This is a genomic window from Streptomyces durmitorensis (genome assembly GCF_023498005.1).
Lineage (GTDB): Bacteria > Actinomycetota > Actinomycetes > Streptomycetales > Streptomycetaceae > Streptomyces > Streptomyces durmitorensis.
The window spans coordinates 6890428-6908714 of record NZ_CP097289.1; the positions used below are offsets into that span (position 1 = coordinate 6890428).

The 18287-nt window shown below is 70.6% G+C and carries 15 protein-coding genes; 7 read left to right on the plus strand and 8 right to left on the minus strand.

The window, feature by feature from the left end:
* The first annotated feature begins 24 nt into the window (after nucleotides 1-24).
* The gene (locus M4V62_RS30720) at nucleotides 25-1134 is read left to right on the plus strand and encodes a DivIVA domain-containing protein (RefSeq protein WP_249590440.1); all 1110 of its coding nucleotides are present in this window, start codon (nucleotides 25-27) and stop codon (nucleotides 1132-1134) included.
* A 153-nt stretch (nucleotides 1135-1287) separates the two neighbouring features.
* Here the strand turns inward: M4V62_RS30720 and ileS are convergent, their stop codons facing one another.
* Together ileS and M4V62_RS30730 are read right to left on the minus strand one after the other, a co-directional pair.
* Nucleotides 1288-4443 (minus strand): isoleucine--tRNA ligase, encoded by a 3156-nt coding sequence (gene ileS, locus M4V62_RS30725; protein WP_249590441.1) that lies wholly within the window; start codon nucleotides 4441-4443, stop codon nucleotides 1288-1290.
* A 352-nt stretch (nucleotides 4444-4795) separates the two neighbouring features.
* Nucleotides 4796-4987 (minus strand): DUF1059 domain-containing protein, encoded by a 192-nt coding sequence (locus M4V62_RS30730; RefSeq protein ID WP_087883719.1) that lies wholly within the window; start codon nucleotides 4985-4987, stop codon nucleotides 4796-4798.
* A 317-nt stretch (nucleotides 4988-5304) separates the two neighbouring features.
* Between M4V62_RS30730 and M4V62_RS30735 the strand changes: the two genes are divergently transcribed.
* From M4V62_RS30735 to M4V62_RS30755, 5 genes are all read left to right on the plus strand, one after another.
* On the plus strand, nucleotides 5305-6240 hold the full coding sequence (locus M4V62_RS30735) for a TraR/DksA family transcriptional regulator (RefSeq protein WP_249590442.1): 936 nt from the start codon (nucleotides 5305-5307) through the stop codon (nucleotides 6238-6240).
* A 94-nt stretch (nucleotides 6241-6334) separates the two neighbouring features.
* Nucleotides 6335-7003 carry a signal peptidase II gene (gene lspA, locus M4V62_RS30740; protein WP_249590443.1) on the plus strand — a complete coding sequence of 223 codons (669 nt, stop codon included), beginning with the start codon at nucleotides 6335-6337 and terminating at the stop codon, nucleotides 7001-7003.
* Nucleotides 7004-7064: 61 nt separating this feature from the next.
* Nucleotides 7065-8006 (plus strand): RluA family pseudouridine synthase, encoded by a 942-nt coding sequence (locus tag M4V62_RS30745; RefSeq protein WP_249590444.1) that lies wholly within the window; start codon nucleotides 7065-7067, stop codon nucleotides 8004-8006.
* Nucleotides 8003-8473 carry a GNAT family N-acetyltransferase gene (locus M4V62_RS30750; RefSeq protein WP_249590445.1) on the plus strand — a complete coding sequence of 157 codons (471 nt, stop codon included), beginning with the start codon at nucleotides 8003-8005 and terminating at the stop codon, nucleotides 8471-8473. Before M4V62_RS30745 ends, M4V62_RS30750 begins: the two co-directional genes overlap by 4 nt.
* Nucleotides 8474-8599: 126 nt before the next feature.
* Nucleotides 8600-10189 (plus strand): Na+/H+ antiporter, encoded by a 1590-nt coding sequence (locus M4V62_RS30755; RefSeq protein WP_249590446.1) that lies wholly within the window; start codon nucleotides 8600-8602, stop codon nucleotides 10187-10189.
* Between the two features lie 15 nt (nucleotides 10190-10204).
* On the opposite strand, the gene M4V62_RS30760 is transcribed toward M4V62_RS30755, so the two are convergent.
* On the minus strand, nucleotides 10205-11296 hold the full coding sequence (locus tag M4V62_RS30760; protein ID WP_249590447.1) for a mechanosensitive ion channel family protein: 1092 nt from the start codon (nucleotides 11294-11296) through the stop codon (nucleotides 10205-10207).
* 30 nt (nucleotides 11297-11326) lie between these two features.
* Between M4V62_RS30760 and M4V62_RS30765 the strand changes: the two genes are divergently transcribed.
* Complete coding sequence (locus tag M4V62_RS30765; protein WP_249590448.1) at nucleotides 11327-11896, plus strand: dienelactone hydrolase family protein; 570 nt, start codon at nucleotides 11327-11329, stop codon at nucleotides 11894-11896.
* Nucleotides 11897-11940: 44 nt separating this feature from the next.
* Here the strand turns inward: M4V62_RS30765 and M4V62_RS30770 are convergent, their stop codons facing one another.
* The 5 genes from M4V62_RS30770 to M4V62_RS30790 form a co-directional block, all read right to left on the minus strand.
* Nucleotides 11941-13443 carry a serine/threonine-protein kinase gene (locus M4V62_RS30770; protein ID WP_249590449.1) on the minus strand — a complete coding sequence of 501 codons (1503 nt, stop codon included), beginning with the start codon at nucleotides 13441-13443 and terminating at the stop codon, nucleotides 11941-11943.
* Between the two features lie 41 nt (nucleotides 13444-13484).
* Entirely contained in the window at nucleotides 13485-15164 is a 1680-nt protein-coding gene (locus M4V62_RS30775) for an alkaline phosphatase D family protein (RefSeq protein ID WP_249590450.1), read from the minus strand.
* A gap of 104 nt (nucleotides 15165-15268) precedes the next feature.
* A complete protein-coding gene (locus M4V62_RS30780) occupies nucleotides 15269-16087 on the minus strand; it encodes a thioredoxin domain-containing protein (protein WP_249590451.1) in 819 nt (272 codons plus the stop codon).
* A gap of 44 nt (nucleotides 16088-16131) precedes the next feature.
* Nucleotides 16132-16821 (minus strand): hypothetical protein, encoded by a 690-nt coding sequence (locus M4V62_RS30785; protein WP_249590452.1) that lies wholly within the window; start codon nucleotides 16819-16821, stop codon nucleotides 16132-16134.
* 79 nt (nucleotides 16822-16900) lie between these two features.
* Nucleotides 16901-18229 (minus strand): DUF2252 domain-containing protein, encoded by a 1329-nt coding sequence (locus M4V62_RS30790; RefSeq protein ID WP_249590453.1) that lies wholly within the window; start codon nucleotides 18227-18229, stop codon nucleotides 16901-16903.
* Nucleotides 18230-18287: the final 58 nt, after the last annotated feature.

Here is an 18287-nt window from a genome sequence, read left to right on the forward strand (position 1 = left end):
CGACGACTACGTTGAGGTGAAGAGATGCCGTTGACCCCCGAGGACGTGCGGAACAAGCAGTTCACGACCGTCCGCCTCCGAGAAGGCTATGACGAGGACGAGGTCGATGCCTTCCTCGATGAGGTCGAAGCCGAACTGACTCGCTTGCTCCGCGAGAACGAAGACCTGCGCGCCAAACTGGCAGCAGCGACCCGCGCCGCTGCGCAGAACCAGCAGCAGGGCGGGATGCGCAAGCCTCCGGAACCGCAGGACCAGCGCGGTCCGGGCGCCCCCGTGCCCGCCGCAATATCGGGTCCGCAGCCGGTGCCGCCGCAGCAGCACCAGCAGCAGCAACATCCGCAGCACCAGCAGATGGGCGGTCCGCCGCAGCTGCCCGGTGGCGCGCCGCAGCTGCCCGCAGGACCCAGTGGGCACGGCCCGCAGGGCGGTCCGCAGGGTCCCGGCCCGATGGGTCAGGGCGGTCCGATGGGCGGCCCCATGGGTGGTCCCATGGGCGGCCACGGCCCGCAGATGCCCCAGCCCGGCCAGGGCCCCGGTGGCGACAGCGCCGCTCGCGTGCTCTCCCTTGCCCAGCAGACCGCTGACCAGGCGATCGCGGAGGCCCGTTCCGAGGCCAACAAGATCGTCGGCGAGGCTCGCTCGCGCGCCGAGGGCCTTGAGCGTGACGCCCGTGCCAAGGCCGATGCCCTGGAGCGGGACGCGCAGGAGAAGCACCGCGTGGCGATGGGCTCCCTGGAGTCCGCTCGCGCCACGCTGGAGCGCAAGGTCGAGGACCTGCGCGGCTTCGAGCGCGAGTACCGCACGCGTCTGAAGTCCTACCTGGAGTCGCAGCTCCGTCAGCTGGAGACCCAGGCCGACGACTCGCTGGCACCGCCGCGGACCCCGGCGACGGCTTCCCTTCCGCCGTCCCCGGCGCCTTCCATGGCACCGGCCGGCGCGGGCGCCCCGTCGTACGGCGGTCAGCAGTCGATGGGCGGCAACCAGCAGAACGCCGGTCCGTCCTACGGCGGCCAGCAGCAGATGTCGCCGGCGATGACCCAGCCGATGGCGCCGGTGCGGCCGCAGGCCCCGCAGCCCATGCAGCAGGCCCCGTCGCCGATGCGTGGCTTCCTCATCGACGAGGACGACAACTGACGGCCGTTTCCACGCCTTAGGCGTCGGCAGCGTTCAGGGCGAGGCCCCCAGTTCTTCTGGGGGCCTCGCCCTTTTGTGCGTCAGCACACAACGCCGAAGGCCCGGTCCCGCCAAGATCTTCGGCGGGACCGGGCCTTCGGCGACTCCCGGTGATTACGCCTTGCGGAGGCGGAACGTCAGGGACAGGGACTCGTCCGTGAACGTCTCGCCGTACGCCTCGTCGGCCTCGCCCTGGGCGCTGTGCTCATTCAAGAAGGCCGTGGCGAGGACCTCGTCCCCGATGAGGTCGGCGTGGTCGGACAGGGCCGTGACCACGGCCGGGTCCGTGGAGGTCCAGCGCAGGGCGATCCGGTCCGCGACGTCCAGGCCGCTGTTCTTGCGGGCCTCCTGGATCAGGCGGATCGCGTCACGGGCGAGGCCCGCCCGGCGCAGCTCCTCGGTGATCTCCAGGTCGAGGGCGACCGTGGCACCGGAGTCGGACGCCACCGACCAGCCCTCGCGCGGGGTCTCCGTGATGATGACCTCATCCGGGGCCAGCGTGATCTTCTCGCCGTCGACCTCGACCGACGCCGTGCCCTCGCGCAGGGCCAGGGACAGCGCGGCGGCGTCCGCGTCGGCGACGGCCTTGGCGACCGCCTGGACGCCCTTGCCGAAGCGCTTGCCCAGGGCGCGGAAGTTCGCCTTCGCGGTCGTGTCCACCAGTGAGCCGCCGACCTCGGAGAGCGACGCAAGGGAGGAGACGTTGAGCTCCTCGGTGATCTGGGCGTGCAGCTCCGGGTTGAGCGACTCGAAGCCGGTGGCAGCGACCAGGGCGCGGGACAGCGGCTGGCGGGTCTTGACGCCCGACTCCGCGCGCGTGGCGCGGCCCAGCTCCACCAGGCGACGCACGAGCACCATCTGCCGCGACAGGTCCGGGTCGATCGCCGACAGGTCGGCCTCGGGCCAGGACGTCAGGTGGACCGACTCCGGGGCGTCCGGGGTGACGGACACCACCAGGTCCTGCCAGACGCGCTCCGCGATGAACGGCGTCAGCGGGGCGATGAGGCGGGTGACCGTCTCCAGGACCTCGTGCAGGGTGCGCAGGGCCGCCTTGTCGCCCTGCCAGAAGCGGCGCCGGGAGCGGCGTACGTACCAGTTCGAGAGGTTGTCGACGAACGTGGACAGGAGCTTGCCCGCCCGCTGGGTGTCGTAGCCCTCCAGAGCCTGCGTGACCTGGTCGGTGAGCGCGTGCAGCTCGCTGAGCAGCCAGCGGTCCAGGAGCGGGCGCTCCGCGGGCGCCGGGTCGGCGTCGCTGGGGGCCCACTTCGACGTACGGGCGTACAGGGCCTGGAAGGCGACCGTGTTCCAGTACGTCAGGAGCGTCTTGCGGACGACCTCCTGGATCGTGCCGTGGCCCACGCGGCGTGCCGCCCACGGGGAGCCGCCCGCCGCCATGAACCAGCGCACGGCGTCGGCGCCGTGCTGGTCCATCAGCGGGATCGGGTCCAGGGTGTTGCCCAGGTGCTTGGACATCTTGCGGCCGTCCTCGGCGAGGATGTGGCCGAGGCAGACCACGTTCTCGTAGGACGACTTGTCGAAGACGAGCGTGCCGACCGCCATCAGCGTGTAGAACCAGCCGCGTGTCTGGTCGATGGCCTCCGAGATGAACTGCGCCGGGTACCGGCTCTCGAAGAGCTCCTTGTTCTTGTGCGGGTAGCCCCACTGCGCGAACGGCATCGAACCGGAGTCGTACCAGGCGTCGATGACCTCGGGGACGCGCGTCGCGGTCTCCTGGCAGGTCGGGCACGGGAAGGTCACCGCGTCGATGTACGGGCGGTGCGGGTCGAGCTCCGACTGGTCGGTGCCCGTCAGGTCGGAGAGCTCGGCGCGCGAGCCCACGCACGTCAAGTGGCCTTCCTCGCAGCGCCAGATGGGCAGCGGGGTGCCCCAGTAGCGGTTGCGGGACAGGGCCCAGTCGACGTTGTTGGTCAGCCAGTCGCCGAAGCGGCCGTGCTTGACCGAGTCGGGGAACCAGTTGGTCTTCTCGTTCTCCTGGAGGAGGCGGTCCTTGATGGCCGTCGTGCGGATGTACCAGGACGGCTGCGCGTAGTAGAGGAGCGCGGTGTGACAGCGCCAGCAGTGCGGATAGCTGTGCTCGTACGGGATGTGCTTGAACAGCAGACCGCGGTCCTGGAGGTCCTCGGTGAGCTTTTCGTCGGCCTTCTTGAAGAAGACACCGCCCACGAGCGGTACGTCCTCCTCGAAGGTGCCGTCGGGGCGCACCGGGTTCACGACCGGGAGGCCGTACGAGCGGCAGACCTTGAGGTCGTCCTCACCGAAGGCGGGGGACTGGTGGACCAGACCGGTGCCGTCCTCGGTGGTCACGTAGTCGGCGTTGACCACGTAGTGGGCCGGAGCCGGGAACTCCACGAGCTCGAAGGGGCGCTGGTAGTTCCAGCGCTCCATCTCGGCGCCGGTGAAGGTCTTGCCGGTGACCTCCCAGCCCTCGCCGAGTGCCTTCTCGAGAAGCGGCTCGGCGACCACGAGCTTCTCTTCGCCGTTCGTCGCGACGACGTACGTGACGTCCGGGTGCGCGGCGACCGCGGTGTTCGAGACGAGGGTCCACGGAGTGGTCGTCCACACCAGGAGGGCCGCCTCGCCCGCGAGGGGGCCGGAGGTGAGCGGGAAGCGCACGAACACGGACGGGTCGACGACCGTTTCGTAGCCCTGCGCCAGCTCGTGGTCGGAGAGGCCGGTGCCGCAGCGCGGGCACCAGGGGGCGACGCGGTGGTCCTGGACCAGGAGGTCCTTGTTGAAGATCTCCTTCAGGGACCACCAGACCGATTCGATGTACTCGGGGTTCATCGTGCGGTACGCGCCGTCGAGGTCGGTCCAGTACCCCATGCGGGTCGTGAGGTCGGCGAAGGCGTCGGTGTGCCGGGTCACGGACTCGCGGCACTTGGCGTTGAACTCGGCGATGCCGTACGCCTCGATGTCCTTCTTGCCGTTGAACCCGAGCTCCTTCTCGACCGCGAGCTCGACCGGCAGGCCGTGGCAGTCCCAGCCGGCCTTGCGGGCGACGTGGTAGCCCCGCATGGTGCGGAAGCGCGGGAAGACGTCCTTGAAGACGCGGGCCTCGATGTGGTGGGCGCCCGGCATGCCGTTGGCGGTGGGCGGGCCCTCGTAGAAGACCCACTCGGGGCGGCCCTCGGACTGCTCCAGGCTCTTGGCGAAGATCTTCTGCTCGCGCCAGAAGTCGAGCACGGCGTGCTCAAGGGCGGGCAGGTCGACCTGGGCGGGCACCTGGCGGTACTGCGGCTGCGTGTTCAACGCGCTTCCTCCGGCGGACGATTCCGTTCCGTCGGAGGGACGAGAGCCGCTTGTCGCGCTCCCGCGGTACCACCCTCCTTGGCCTTCCAGGCGCGTGTGACGCCAGGGAAAGCCCCCTCATTGGGGTCGCGATGCCGGGTCTACTGGCCTGCGGCGGGCCCGGGGGGTCCACTACCGGTGGTTCTTCCGGCGGCTCAGGGGTGATCTTCGCGTCGCGCCTGCCCCCGGGCTCACACCGTCCCCGGGTCGCTCATGGCCGCTTACGCCGCTACTCGTCCCCATCCACGCTTCTCGCTCCGCCCAGTGTACGGGGCCGGGGTGGACGGGGCCGACCGGATTTCGGGCGGCCGCCTCAGGCGTGCTGGGGGACCTCGTCCCGGAGGGAGTCGCGGACCATCTTCCGCAGCTCCGGGCTGTCGGTGTGCCCGTGGACGGACACGGCGTGCTCGCTGGCGGCGCGGACCACTTCCTCCTCTTCGCCGGAGATGGCGAGGGTGCAGTTGGTCTCGCTCGGGAATTCGCGGCAGTCGGCTGTCTTGCGCATGACGCACCTTCTCTTGTCATGTCCCATTTTATGCCTGATTTCCGCCTCGAAGCGGCCTCGCAGCCGCCTTGGATCCCACGCCGCCGGGGCCGGGGTGACTGACCCGAATGGCGACACGTGCGGGGTCCGGATCCTGGCCCGTCGTACCGGCCGGATTACCCGGCTGGGAGCTGGGCACAACGCATGCATGTTCGCCGCGCTGCACCCGTGGGGCGGGCGTATCGAGCGGCGTGCCCCGTTGCCGCGGGCCTTGAGTCGATTTATCGTCCCAGCACGATTGCGCGAGCAAGATCACAAAATGTGAAGGGGCCGCGGCCATGGTGGCGAAGAAGACCGCCGTACAGGATTCGGCGTCAGGCAGATCCACGGGCGCGGCCACACAGGGAGCAGGCGGAACGCACGGTTCCCACGGCACGCACGAGGCCGCGAAGCCCGTCGGCGAGAAGGCTGCGGCCAAGAAGACCGCAGCGAAGAAGACCACGAAGAAGGCGGCCGCCAAGAAGGCCGTCGCCAAGAAAGCGGCGGTCAAGAAGGCCGTCGCCAAGAAGGCGGTCGTCAAGGTCGCCGATGCCGGCAAGAAGACGGCAGCCGGGGAGGGCCCCGCCAAGGAGCCCACCGCGGCCAAGAAGGCTCCCGCCGCCAAGAAGGCTCCGACGGCGAAGAAGACAGCTGCCAAGAAGAGCACCGCCAAGAAGAGCACAGCCAAGAAGACGGCCGCGACAGCGGCCGAGGGTGCGGCTCAGGCCGCGGAGACGACGGGAGCCACGACAGTGGTCACGAAGAAGACTCCGGGCACGGCGACGGCAGCGAAGAAGCCGACGGCGGTGCCCAAGGCACGTGTCGCCGCCGCGGAGCCCGGTGAGCTGGCGGTCCGGCCCGGCGAGGACCCCTGGACCCCGGACGAGGTCGAGGAGGCCCGCGCGGAGCTCCAGAGCGAGGCGCTGCGGCTCGGAGCCGAGATCTCCTCCTCCGAGGACGCCCTCGCGGGGCTGATGCGTGACTCCGGGGACGGCGCGGGCGACGACGACGCGGACACCGGCACGAAGAACATCACGCGGGAACACGAGATGTCGCTGGCCGCCAATGCGCGCGAGATGCTCGAACAGACCGAGCGCGCCCTGGAGCGCCTCGACGCAGGGACGTACGGCATCTGCGAGAACTGCGGCAATCCCATCGGCAAGGCGCGGATGCAGGCCTTCCCGCGCGCGACCCTGTGCATGGACTGCAAGCAGAAGCAGGAGAGGCGCTACTGAACACCGGAGCCACCGAACGCGGCCTGACCACCTGATGCCGTACGTGTGTGCCGTACCCTCGTCCCCAGTCAGGTACCTAGGTTGAGGGACTCACGTGGCAGAGGCGGAGCGCATCATCGGTACGCCGGACATCCCTGAGGCGGCTGGGACCGAGCCGGAGCAGTCCGCCTCGGGCTCCGGCGAGGCGACGGGGCGAAGCGAGCAGGGCGAGCGGGCCGCCAAGGACGAGCGGACCTCGTCGGACGAGCAGGCCTCGCCGGACGAGCAGCGCCCCAAGGGCAAGCGCAAGATCCTCGTCCTGTTCGCGGTGGCCGTGCTGGCGTACGCCCTGGACCTCGTCAGCAAGATGATCGTCGTCGCGAAGCTCGAGCACCACGAGCCGATCGAGATCATCGGCGACTGGCTGCAGTTCAACGCCATCCGGAACGCGGGCGCCGCCTTCGGGATCGGCGAGGCCTTCACCGTGATCTTCACCTGCATCGCGGCGGCCGTGATCGTCGTGATCGCCCGCCTGGCCCGCAAGCTCTACAGCATGCCGTGGGCGATCGCCCTGGGCATGCTGCTCGGCGGCGCCCTGGGCAACCTCACCGACCGGATCTTCCGCGCCCCCGGCGTGTTCGAGGGAGCGGTGGTCGACTTCATCGCGCCGAAGGGCTTCGCGGTGTTCAACCTCGCGGACTCGGCGATCGTGTGCGGCGGCTTCCTGATCGTGATCCTGTCCTTCCGCGGCCTCGACCCGGACGGGACCGTCCACAAGGACTGAGCGGGCCGCCCGGCGGGATGCGTGGTGCGGGAGTGTCGGTGGCCTCCTGCATACTCAATGGGTGAGCACGATTCCCGAGATCCGTACCCTGCCCGTGCCGGACGGCCTGGAGGGCGAGCGCGTAGACGCCGCCATCTCTCGCATGTTCGGTTTTTCCCGCACGAAGGCCGCCGAGCTGGCGGCGGCAGGCAAGGTGATGGTCGACGGCAGCGTGGTCGGCAAGTCCGAGCGTGTGCACGGCGGCGCCTGGCTGGAGGTGGAGATGCCGCAGGCGCCCGCTCCGGTGCAGATCGTCGCCGAGCCCGTCGAGGGCATGGAGATCATCCATGACGACGACGACATCCTCGTGATCGTCAAGCCGGTCGGTGTGGCCGCGCACCCGAGCCCCGGCTGGACCGGCACCACGGTGATCGGCGGCCTCGCGGCCGCCGGGTATCGCATCTCGACCTCGGGCGCCGCCGAGCGCCAGGGCATCGTGCACCGCCTCGACGTGGGCACGTCCGGTCTGATGGCGGTCGCCAAGTCGGAGCGCGCGTACACCTCCCTGAAGCGCCAGTTCAAGGAGCGCACGGTCGACAAGCGCTACAACGCGCTGGTGCAGGGCCACCCCGACCCGATGAGCGGCACGATCGACGCACCCATCGGGCGCCATCCGAACCACGACTACAAGTGGGCGGTCACGGCCGAGGGCAAGCCCTCCGTCACGCACTACGACCTCATCGAGGCGTTCCGCGCGGCCTCCCTGCTCGACATCAAGCTGGAGACGGGCCGCACGCACCAGATCCGCGTGCACATGGCGGCCCACCGGCACCCGTGCGTGGGCGACCTGACGTACGGCGCCGACCCCACGCTCGCCAAGCGGCTCGGCCTCACGCGCCAGTGGCTGCACGCGGTGCGGCTCGGCTTCGAGCACCCCGGTGACGGGCAGTGGGTGGAGTTCGAGAGCACCTATCCGGACGACCTCCAGCAGGCGCTCGACCGGGTGCGGGCCGAGAGCTCATGAGCACCGGGGTCACCTGCCGCGTCGCGGTCGAGGCCGACGACCTGGAGGCCTGCTTCGCGGTCCGCAAGGAAGTCTTCGTCGCCGAGCAGCAGGTCCCTGAGGACCTTGAGTACGACGCGTACGACGCCGGGGCGGTGCATGTCCTCGCGGTCCGTGAGGACGGTCTGCCGCTGGGCACGGGACGCCTGCTCTTCGGTGCGGCGGCCGCCGCCAAGAACGGCGGAGATCCCGAGGTGGGCGCGCTCGGCCGCCTCGCGGTGACCCGGGCCGCGCGCGGACTCGGTGTCGGTGCGGCCCTGGTGCGGGCGATCGAGGAAGCGGCACGCGCGCGTGGCCTCACCGCGATCGACCTGCACGCGCAGACGCATGCGCTGGGGTTCTACGAACGACTGGGATACGTGGTCTACGGCCCCGAGTTCCCGGACGCGGGGATCCCGCACCGGGCGATGCGCAAGCCGCTGGACTGAACCGCGGGTCCTCGCCGGGCGAGGGTGGCGGAGGGGCAAAGGCCCGGTTCGCGGGGGATGCGTGGCAGGGTTGAGGTCTTGATCGTCTGAGCCTCGAACCGCCTCGAAACCGCCGGAGGGCGCACCGTGGACCAACTGGCGCTGCTGCTCGTTCTGTTGCTCGGCGCCGTCGTGACGGTGCCGCTGGGGGAGCGGCTCGGGCTGCCCGCGCCCGTTCTCATGACGCTGGCCGGGATCGTCCTCGCCTTCGCCCCCTGGGTCCCGAACGTCGAGATCCCGCCCGACTACATCCTTCCGCTGGTCCTCCCGCCCTTGCTGTACGCGGCTGTCCAGCGCACCTCGTGGCGGCAGTTCGCGGCCAACAGACGCCCCATCTTCCTGCTCGCCGTGGCCCTGGTCTTCGTGACGACGGCAGCCGTCGCCGCGGTCGCCGGCTCGGTCGTTCCCGGGCTGCCGATCGCCGCCGCCGTGGCGCTCGGCGCGCTCGTGGCGCCGCCCGACCCGGTCGCCGCGACCGCCGTCGCCGGGTCGCTCGGACTGCCGCGGCGGCTCGTGTCGATCCTGGAGGGGGAGGGCCTCTTCAACGACGTCACGGCCATCGTGCTCTACCACGTGGCGATCGCGGCGGCGGTGAGCGGGACGTTCTCGTGGCCGGAGGCGGTGGGGCAGCTTGCGCTCTCCGCGGTGGTCGCCGTCGCCGTGGGGTTCGCGCTCGGCTGGCTCACCAACAAGCTCATGGGGCTGCTCGGTGAGGCAACCCTGCAGACCGGCCTGACGCTGCTCGTGCCCTTCGTGAGCTATGTCCTTGCAGAGGAGCTGATGGGCTCCGGCGTGCTCGCCGTGCTGACCACCGCGCTCTACCTCGCGGAGCACGCCGCCGACGCCGACGACGTGCTCGGGCGGATCACCGGACAGACGTTCTGGCAGATCGTCGACACCCTGGTCACCGGCGTCGCCTTCGGGCTCATCGGGCTCGAACTGCACAACGTCTTCGGCACGGCGAGCGGCCGTGAGCTGCAGATGCTCGGCTGGGGAGCGGCCGTCGTCGCGGTCGTCGTCGGCGTACGCCTGATGTGGCTGCTGCCGGCGACCTGGCTCGCCAAGCGCCTGCACAAGCTGCGGGACGTCGACGAGGAGATCCCGACGACCTGGCGCGAGACCGTCGTCATGTGGTGGTCGGGGATGCGCGGCGTGGCATCGGTGGCCCTTGCCCTCGCCATTCCGCTGAAGACGGACAGCGGGGATCCCTTCCCGGCCCGGGACGAGATCATCTTCATCGCCTTCTGCGTCATCATGGCGACCCTCGTCGTCCAGGGGCTCACCCTGCCCTGGCTGGTGAAGAAGCTCGGGGTGCGCGCGGACACCGACATCGAGCGGGCCATCGAGCGGGATCTCGCCATCCGGGCGGCCAAGGCGGCCAAGCGGCGCCTCAAGGAGATCGAAGAGGTCGAGGAGCTGCCGGAGGACCTCTCGGAGCGGCTGCTGCGCGGGGCGTTCGACATCGGCGCGAGAATCAGCCCCGACATCGTCGACGACGAACGGCGCGAGCGGTACTCCAAGCGCGCCGACCGGCTCAAGGCGGTCCAGCGCATCCAGCGCGACATGATGTCGGCCGCCCGCCACGAGATCCTCGCGGCGCGCAGCGAACCCGGCGCCGATCCCGAGATCGTCGACCGGGTCCTGCACCACCTCGACGTACGCAGCCTGCGGTCCTGAGGGAGGCCCGAGGGCTCAGCCCCGGCCCGTGCGGGGCACTATCGGCGGGGGCGGATGCGGGTGGTCGTCCCCCGGCGGCAGTTCGGCCCAGGCCGTGCTGACCTTCGGCAGGGCGTACGCGTGGTGCTCGGTCAGCCAGCGGACCAGGTGCTCGCGCACGGTGACACGCACCGTCCAGATGTCGTCCGCGTCCTTGGCGGTGACCAGGGCGCGGACCTGGATCGTGTTCGGCGTCGTGTCCGTGACCGCCAGGCCCCAGTCCCTGCCGTCCCAGGCGGCGCACTCGCGCAGGATGTCCTGGAGCTTCTCGCGCATCTCGGTGATGGGCGCGCTGTGGTCCAGCTGGAAGAAGACCGTGCCGGTCATCTGGGCGCCGCCGCGCGACCAGTTCTCGAAGGGCTTCGACACGAAGTACGACACCGGCATCGTGATCCGGCGCTCGTCCCAGGTCCGCACGGCAAGGAAGGTCAGCGTGATCTCGTCGATGGTGCCCCACTCGCCGTCCACGACGACCGTGTCGCCGATCCGCACCATGTCGCCGAAGGCGATCTGCAGCCCCGCGAAGAGATTGGCGAGCGTGGACTGGGCGGCGACGCCCGCGACGATGCCCAGAACGCCCGCCGACGCCAGCAGCGACGTCCCGGCCGCCTGCATGGCGGGGAAGGTCAGCAGCATCGCTCCGACGGCCACGACACCGACGATCGCGGTGACCACCCGCTGGATGAGGGTGACCTGCGTACGCACACGCCGGACGCGGGCCGGGTCGCGGTGCGCGTTGGCGTACTGGGCGTAGGTGGCCTCCACGATGGCGGTCGCGATACGGACGAGGAGCCAGGCCACCGACCCGATGAGCACCAGGGTCAGGGTCTGCGCGATACCCGCCGAATGATCCTTTCCGATCTCCGCGTGTTCGAACGAGCCGCGCAACAGGGCAGTACACAGGGACAGTTGGGACGGCAGTCGGCAGCGACGCAGCAGACCCCACAGCGGATTGTCGGGATGGCGGTCGTCGGCTCGGCGCAGCAGCACGTCGGCCAGCCAAACCACGGCCAGCGTGAGCACGACCGAGCCGCCGACCACGATCAACGGACGCAGTACGTTCTCCATGCCCCCGAGGGTAAGTGGCACGATGGCCCCATGAACATCATGCTTTTCCACTCGACGTACGGGCTGCGGCCCGCGGTGCACGCGGCGGCCGACCGGCTGCGCGCCGAGGGGCACGAGGTGACGACGCCCGATCTGTTCGAAGGGCGCACCTTCGACACCGTCGAGGAAGGCATGGCCTTCAAGGACGAGCTCGGCAAGGACGAGCTCCTGAAGAGGGCGATCCTGGCCGCCGCGCCCTACTCCGAGCGGGGTCTCGTCTACGCCGGGTTCTCGTTCGGCGCGGCCACCGCGCAGACCCTCGCCCTCGGCGACGCCAAGGCGCGCGGGCTGCTGCTCCTGCACGGCACGTCCGACATCGCGGAGAACACGACGGTGGACGAGCTGCCGGTGCAGCTGCACGTCGCCGAGCCGGACCCGTTCGAGACGGACGACTGGCTGAGCGCGTGGTACCTGCAGATGGGGCGGGCCGGAGCCGACGTCGAGGTCTACCGCTACGCCGGAGCCGGTCACATCTACACCGACCCCGACCTGGACGACTACGACGCCGAGGCGGCGGAGGCGACGTGGCGGACGGCGATCGGCTTCCTGGAGACGCTCTAGCCGCTTCGCGCGGACCTCTGGCCGCCGCACGCCCCCGCGACGGTTCACGCGCGCGTGCAGCGTCCCACCGGGGCGCTCACGGGCGGCTTGCACTGGAGGTCGTAGTCCCCGCCGCTGGAGCTGAGGTACCGCCCGACGCATTCGTCCCCGGCGGTCCTGCCGCGCTCGGCGCAGAACCGCAGGGCGGCCCGGCCGTCCGCGAAGGGCCCTGGGGCGTAGATCACCCAGAAGCCGGGCCGCAGCGACGCGTAGTCGTCGCTGCGCACGTACTTCGCCTCCGGCACGTCCTTGCGCACGGCCGCGAGCCGGCGGTCGCGGGCGTCCGCGCCCGACCCGACCGGCTCGGAGAAGAGCTGGGCGACCCAACTGCCCGATGCGGGCGGGGCGCCGGGGGAGGAGGACTCCGGTGACGTGGTCGGGTCGGGGCTCTCGCTGCGGTCGGGGCTCTCGCTCCGGTCCGGGCTCTTGGACGACTTCGTGGGTTCAGGTGACGCCGGGGAGGAAGCCGCGGAGGAGCTCCCGCCGCCCTTGTCTCCCTCCCCGCCCGTGTCGCCCCCGTCCCGCAGCGCGAACACCAGCGCGGCACCGCCCACCAGGGCGAGCGCCACGGCGAGGGCCGCGGCGATCACCGGCGTACGCCTGCGGGGCTCGGCGGGCAGCTGCGCCACCGTGACCGGAGGGCGCTCCGAAGTCTCCGTAGGCTGCCAGGCGATCCCGTGCGCCACCGCGGCGAGCATCGCGTCCAGGCGCTCCGCGTCCGGGCGCAGCGCGGGATCCCGTACGAGCAGGGCGCTCAGGACCGGCGCGAGCGGCCCGGAGCGCACCGGCGGCGGCACGGGGTCGTCGAGCACGGCGGCGAGCGTGGCAAGCGTCGTGGCGCGGCGCAGCGGGCTGACGCCTTCCACGGCGAGATAGAGCACGAGGCCGAGCGACCAGAGGTCGGCCGCCGGGCCCTGGTCCGTGCCGCGGATGCGCTCGGGCGCCATGTACTCCGGCGAGCCGATCAGGTCGCCGGTCGCGGTGAGCTGCGTGGAGCCGTGCAGCGTCGCGATGCCGAAGTCCGTGAGGACCACGGAGGGGCCCGCGCTGCCGGGAGTCTCGCCCCGCAGCAGGATGTTGGCGGGCTTCACGTCCCGGTGCAGGATGCCCGCCGCGTGGGCGACGCGCAGCGCCGAGAGCAGCTCGCGGCCGATGCGGGCCGCCTCGTGCGGCGGCAACGTGCCCTGTTCCAGGAGGTCCTGGAGCGTGCGCCCCGGCAGCAGTTCCATCACGAGCCAGGGGTGCGGACCCGTGTCCACGATGTGATGGATCGTCACCACATGCGGGTGGTTGATCCGGGCCAGCGCCCTGGCCTCGCGCAGCACGCGCTCCCGCAGGACGCGCGACTGCTCGCCCGTCAGCTCCCGTTCGGTGGGCCGGACCTCCTTGATGGCCACCTCGCGGTGCAGCACGGTGTCGCGCGCCCGCCACACCGTGCCCATGCCCCCGCTGCCGAGCCGCTCCAGCAGCTCGAAGCGCCCGTCCACCACGTCCCCCTGGCCACTCATGACGCAAGGGTAAGGGGCGCCGGAGACGCGCGTGACCCGGGTCAGCGCACCGGGGAGTACGCCCGCTCGACCCTCTGTGTGCCGCTGAGGGTGCGGTACGAACGGGCCCAGGAGGAGGTCGCCCCGGGGTCCTTGCGGTCGGACAGGACGTAGTAGTCCATTTGGGACCGCTCGGCCGTGACGTCGAGGACTCCGTAGCCGTGCGAGTCCATGTCCAGCCATTTCACATGGCGGTTGGCCGCCTTCACCGCGCCCACCGCGACCAGCGAGAGGGTGTGCGGGGCGACGTGCAGCATGTCGTCCACGTTGTCCGAGGTCACGGAGGTGACCACGAACTCCGTGGCCGCGGAGGGCGATGCGGGGTAGGTGGCGGCCCTGACCGGTACGTCGTTCGCCCAGGCCATGTGGATGTCACCGGTGAGGAAGACCGTGTTCCGGATGGCCTTGTCGACCAGGTGGGAGATGAGCTCCTTGCGGTCGTCGGTGTAGCCGTCCCACTGGTCGGCGTTGATCGCGAGGCCTTCCTTGGGCAGGCCGAGCAACTCCGCGATGGGTTCGAGCAGATGGGCCGGTACGGAACCGAAGGCGACCGGCGAGATCATCACCGAGGTGCCGACCAGCTTCCAGGAGGCATCGGACGAGGCGAGGCCCGCCTTCAGCCAGTCGAGCTGGGCGCGCCCCGTGATCGTACGGTCCGGGTCGTCCACGTCGCCGCTGCCGAACCCCGCCTGCTCGGAGCGGAAGGAGCGCAGGTCGAGCAGGTGCAGATCGGCCAGCTTGCCGAAGCGGAGGCGGCGGTAGACGGTGCCCTCGGTGGAGGGGCGTACGGGCATCCACTCGAAGTACGCCTGCTTGGCGGCCGCCATGCGCTGCGCCCAGCCGCCCTCGGTCTGAGGGGAGTGGTTCACCGCGCCGCCCGACCAGGTGTTGTCGGCGAACTCGTGGTCGTCCCAGATCGCGATCAGCGGGTGCGTGGCGTGCATCGCCTGCGCGTCCGGGTCGGTCTTGTGGGCGCCGTGCCGGGTGCGGTAGTCGGCGAGGCTGACGATCTCGTGCCGCGGCTCGTGCAGGCGCACTCCGTACTCGGCGGCCGGGTACTCGCCGCTCTGGTACTCGTAGATGTAGTCGCCGATGTGCAGGACCGCGTCGAGTTCGGTGCGGGCCGCGAGATGGCGGTACGCGGAGAAGTAGCCGGCCTCCCAGTTGGCGCAGGACACCACGCCGAAGCGGACCCCGGGGGCCGCCGCCTCGTGCGCGGGGGTGGTGCGGGTGCGGCCGACGGGGGAGTGCACCGGGGTGCCCCCGCTTCCCGAGTCGCCCGCGGAGAAGCGGAAGTAATAGGTGGTGGCAGGGCTCAAGCCCCTTACGTCGGCCTTGACCGTGTGGTCGGCCGCGGCTCGGGCGGTCGTGCTGCCGTGGCCGACGACCTGGGTGAAGCCCTTGTCCTTGGCTATCTCCCATCTCACTTCGGTGTCCGGCCCTCTGCCGGAGCCCGGCGAGGCCTCCGGGGTCGGCGTCACCCGGGTCCACAGCAGGACTCCGTCGGGCAGCGGGTCACCCGAGGCGACTCCGTGGTGGAAGGCGGGCCCTTCGGCGGCGTGCGCGAGGGGAGCGGCGGCGAGGGGCGCGAGGGCCGCGGTGGCGGCAGCGGCCTTCACGACCGTACGGCGGCTCGGGGCCGCGGAGTTGAGCGAACTGGGGGCGCTGTTTCGGCTGGTCACGGGCGATTACCTTACTGATCAGTAATCGCCAAGAGCGGGCGAACTCCGAAACGTTCGCCCGCTCTTCCGCTCTGTGCCGCTCAGCGTGCGGCTCTGCGGTCGGTTCAGCCCTTGAGCGCCGCGTCGATGGCCGTCTTGTACTCCTCGACCGTCGAGGGCGCGTTCTTCTTGTCGGAGCCGGTCAGCTTCTTGCCGTCCATGACGAAGGAGGGGGTGCCGTCGACGCCGTCCTTGTTGTCGTCGAACTTCTTCGACATCTCCAGGGCCCAGCGGTCGTACGTGCCGTTCTTGACGTCCTTCGCGAAGGTCTTGCTCTTCTTGAGCTCGGGGACCTGGTTCGCGATCTTGGTCAGGACCGCGTCGTCCTTGAACTTGTCCTCGGTCTCGGAGGGGTGGTTCTCCTTGGAGAACATCGCCTTCTTGTAGTCGAGGAAGGCCTGGTCGCTCACGTTCAGGGCGGCACCGAGCGCGCTGAGCGCGTTCTTGGAGCCCTCACCCGTGAGGTTGCGGTCGAGGAACGAGGCGCCGATGAACTGGATCTTGTACTTGCCGTCCTTCAGGTCCTTCTCGACCGTCGGGCCGACCGTCTGCTCGAAGCTGGCGCAGACCGGGCAGCGCGGGTCCTCGTAGACCTTGAGGGTCTTCTTGGCGCTGTCCTTGCCGATGACGACGGTCGTGCCGTCCGTGCCCGTGGAGTTCGCCGGCTTGACCAGCTTCTCGTCCTTGGCGGCTTCCCAGTGGCCGGGCTTGTTGGACTGCATGACGGCGTACCCGACGCCGCCCGCGATCGCCAGGACCGCGACGACGGAGACGCCGACGATCAGCGACCGCTTGCGCTTCTCGCGCTTGCGCTCGGCTTCCTGCTGGGCGCGGATCCGCTCGCGGGCCGCCGACTTGGCCGCCTGGCTGTTGCGCTTGCTCATGATGATGTTCTCCGTAGGGGTGACGTGCGTGGGGACGGTGGTGCTCAGGCGAAGACGGCCGAGCACGGCGGTCCACGCCGTCCCACGAAGTGCACGAGCAGCCGCGTACGCGCGGTCCGGACCCGGCGTGCGGGGCGCGGGGCGCGGTGCGGCGGCCGCGGGCGGATGCCCACCGCGGCGACCGCGACGAGCAGCGGCCGGAAGGTGGAAGCGGCCACCGCGCGCAGGACCTGGGCCAGGGCGCGCTCGCCGCGCCGCAGCCAGAGTGCCGCGAGCAGGCCGACCCCGATGTGCGCGCCGAGCAGCAGCCAGGCGGCGCCCGGATCGGCCTCGGCGAGCAGCACGGCGGCGGCACGGTGTCCGTCGCCGCCGGTCATCTGGGCCAGCGGGGTGCCGACGCCGGCACCGCCGCACAGCACGTCGAAGCCGACGGAGCGCAGCGGGCCCGCGACGGGACCGCCCGCCTGGCCGTAACAGACGTGCTGCCCCGTGGTGAACACCGTGTCGGCGGCCAGTTCCAGCGGGATCAGGAGGGCTGCGATGCGGCCGTAGCCACGCTCGCGCCCCGCCAGGGCGTACGCGATGACGAAGACCGCGGCGGCGATCACCGCGACGGTGGTCAGCGGCAGCGGGGCGCGGGACAGCAGGACGTGCGACGCGGCGGAGAGCGTCACGACGAGCGTCGTGAAGAGCGCCGCGCGCACGGCTCTGAGCTGGGTCCCGGATATGTCCATCGCGCAGCCGAGTGTGCCATGTGCGCGTGTAAGGCAGCCCTAAAGGGTGCCTATGAAATACGCGGCGTCCTCTTCGTGCCTACAGACCCGGAATCCGACCGTTACGGAACAGGTCGACGAAGATCTGGTGGTCCCTGCGGGCCGTTGCGCCGTACTCGTGCGCGAAGTCCACGAGGAGGTCGCCGAAGCTCTCTTCGTCCGCCGCGATGGCGGCGTCGATCGCGCGCTCCGTGGAGAACGGCACCAGGTCCGAGTGGTTGCTCTCGTCGTCCGCGGCGGAGTGCATCGTGGCCGTGGCGCGGCCCAGGTCGGCGATGACCGCGGCGATCTCGTCCCAGTCGTCGATGTCCGACCAGTCCAGGTCCACGGCGTACGGAGAGACCTCGGCCACCAGCTGTCCCGCGCCGTCCAGCTCGGTCCAGCCGAGCCAGGGGTCGGCGTGCGCCTGGAGCGCGCGCTGCGAGATGACCGTGCGGTGGCCCTCGTGCTGGAAGTGGTCACGGACCGCGCCGTCGGTGATGTGGCGCGAGACGGCCGGGGTCTGGGCCTGCTTGAGGTAGATCACGACGTCGTTCTCCAACGCGTCGCTGTTGCCCTCCAGGAGGATGTTGTACGAGGGCAGTCCCGCGGAGCCGATGCCGATGCCGCGGCGTCCGACGACGTCCTTCACCCGATACGAGTCGGGGCGGGTGAGCGAGGACTCGGGCAGCGTCTCCAGATAGCCGTCGAAGGCGGCGAGCACCTTGTACCGCGTGGCCGCGTCGAGCTCGATGGAACCGCCGCCGGAGGCGAAGCGGCGCTCGAAGTCACGGATCTCCGTCATGGACTCCAGGAGCCCGAAGCGGGTCAGCGAGCGCGCGTCGCGCAGCGCGTCCAGGAGCGGGCCCTGGGCGGTGTCCAGGGTGAAGGGCGGCACCTCGTCGCTCTTGGCGCCGGTGGCCAGGTCGTGGATCCGCTCGCGGTACGCGGCGGCGTAGATCCGCACCAGGTCGGTGATCTGCTCGTCGCTGAGCGCCTTCGTGTACCCGATCAGGGCCACGGAGGCGGCGAAGCGCTTCAGGTCCCAGGTGAAGGGGCCGACGTACGCCTCGTCGAAGTCGTTCACGTTGAAGATCAGGCGGCCCTGGGCGTCCATGTACGTGCCGAAGTTCTCCGCGTGCAGGTCGCCGTGGATCCACACCCGTCCCGTGCGCTCGTCCAGGTAGGGACCGCCGTGCTGCTCGCGCTCCAGGTCCCCGTAGAAGAGGCAGGCCGTGCCGCGGTAGAACGCGAAGGCGGAGGCGGCCATCTTCCGGAACTTCACCCGGAACGCGGCGGGGTCCGCGGCGAGCAGCTCGCCGAACGCGGTGTCGAAGACGGAGAGGATCTGCTCGCCGCGCTGCTCAGCGGTGGGCTGCGGTTCCGACATCGCGGGGTGCCTCCAGGTAACAGGTGGTGCCAGGTCGTGCATGACATTTGGGACAGGT

What these genes read in the sequence shown, in the direction of transcription:
- M4V62_RS30720 (WP_249590440.1), top strand. Translation starts at nt 25, where the DNA reads ATGCCGTTGACCCCCGAGGACGTGCGGAACAAGCAGTTCACGACCGTC.
- M4V62_RS30730 (WP_087883719.1), bottom strand. Translation starts at nt 4,987, where the DNA reads ATGCGCAAGACAGCCGACTGCCGCGAATTCCCGAGCGAGACCAACTGC.
- M4V62_RS30735 (WP_249590442.1), top strand. Translation starts at nt 5,305, where the DNA reads ATGGTGGCGAAGAAGACCGCCGTACAGGATTCGGCGTCAGGCAGATCC.
- M4V62_RS30750 (WP_249590445.1), top strand. Translation starts at nt 8,003, where the DNA reads ATGAGCACCGGGGTCACCTGCCGCGTCGCGGTCGAGGCCGACGACCTG.
- M4V62_RS30760 (WP_249590447.1), bottom strand. Translation starts at nt 11,296, where the DNA reads ATGGAGAACGTACTGCGTCCGTTGATCGTGGTCGGCGGCTCGGTCGTG.
- M4V62_RS30765 (WP_249590448.1), top strand. Translation starts at nt 11,327, where the DNA reads ATGAACATCATGCTTTTCCACTCGACGTACGGGCTGCGGCCCGCGGTG.
- M4V62_RS30770 (WP_249590449.1), bottom strand. Translation starts at nt 13,443, where the DNA reads ATGAGTGGCCAGGGGGACGTGGTGGACGGGCGCTTCGAGCTGCTGGAG.
- M4V62_RS30780 (WP_249590451.1), bottom strand. Translation starts at nt 16,087, where the DNA reads ATGAGCAAGCGCAACAGCCAGGCGGCCAAGTCGGCGGCCCGCGAGCGG.
- M4V62_RS30785 (WP_249590452.1), bottom strand. Translation starts at nt 16,821, where the DNA reads ATGGACATATCCGGGACCCAGCTCAGAGCCGTGCGCGCGGCGCTCTTC.
- M4V62_RS30790 (WP_249590453.1), bottom strand. Translation starts at nt 18,229, where the DNA reads ATGTCGGAACCGCAGCCCACCGCTGAGCAGCGCGGCGAGCAGATCCTC.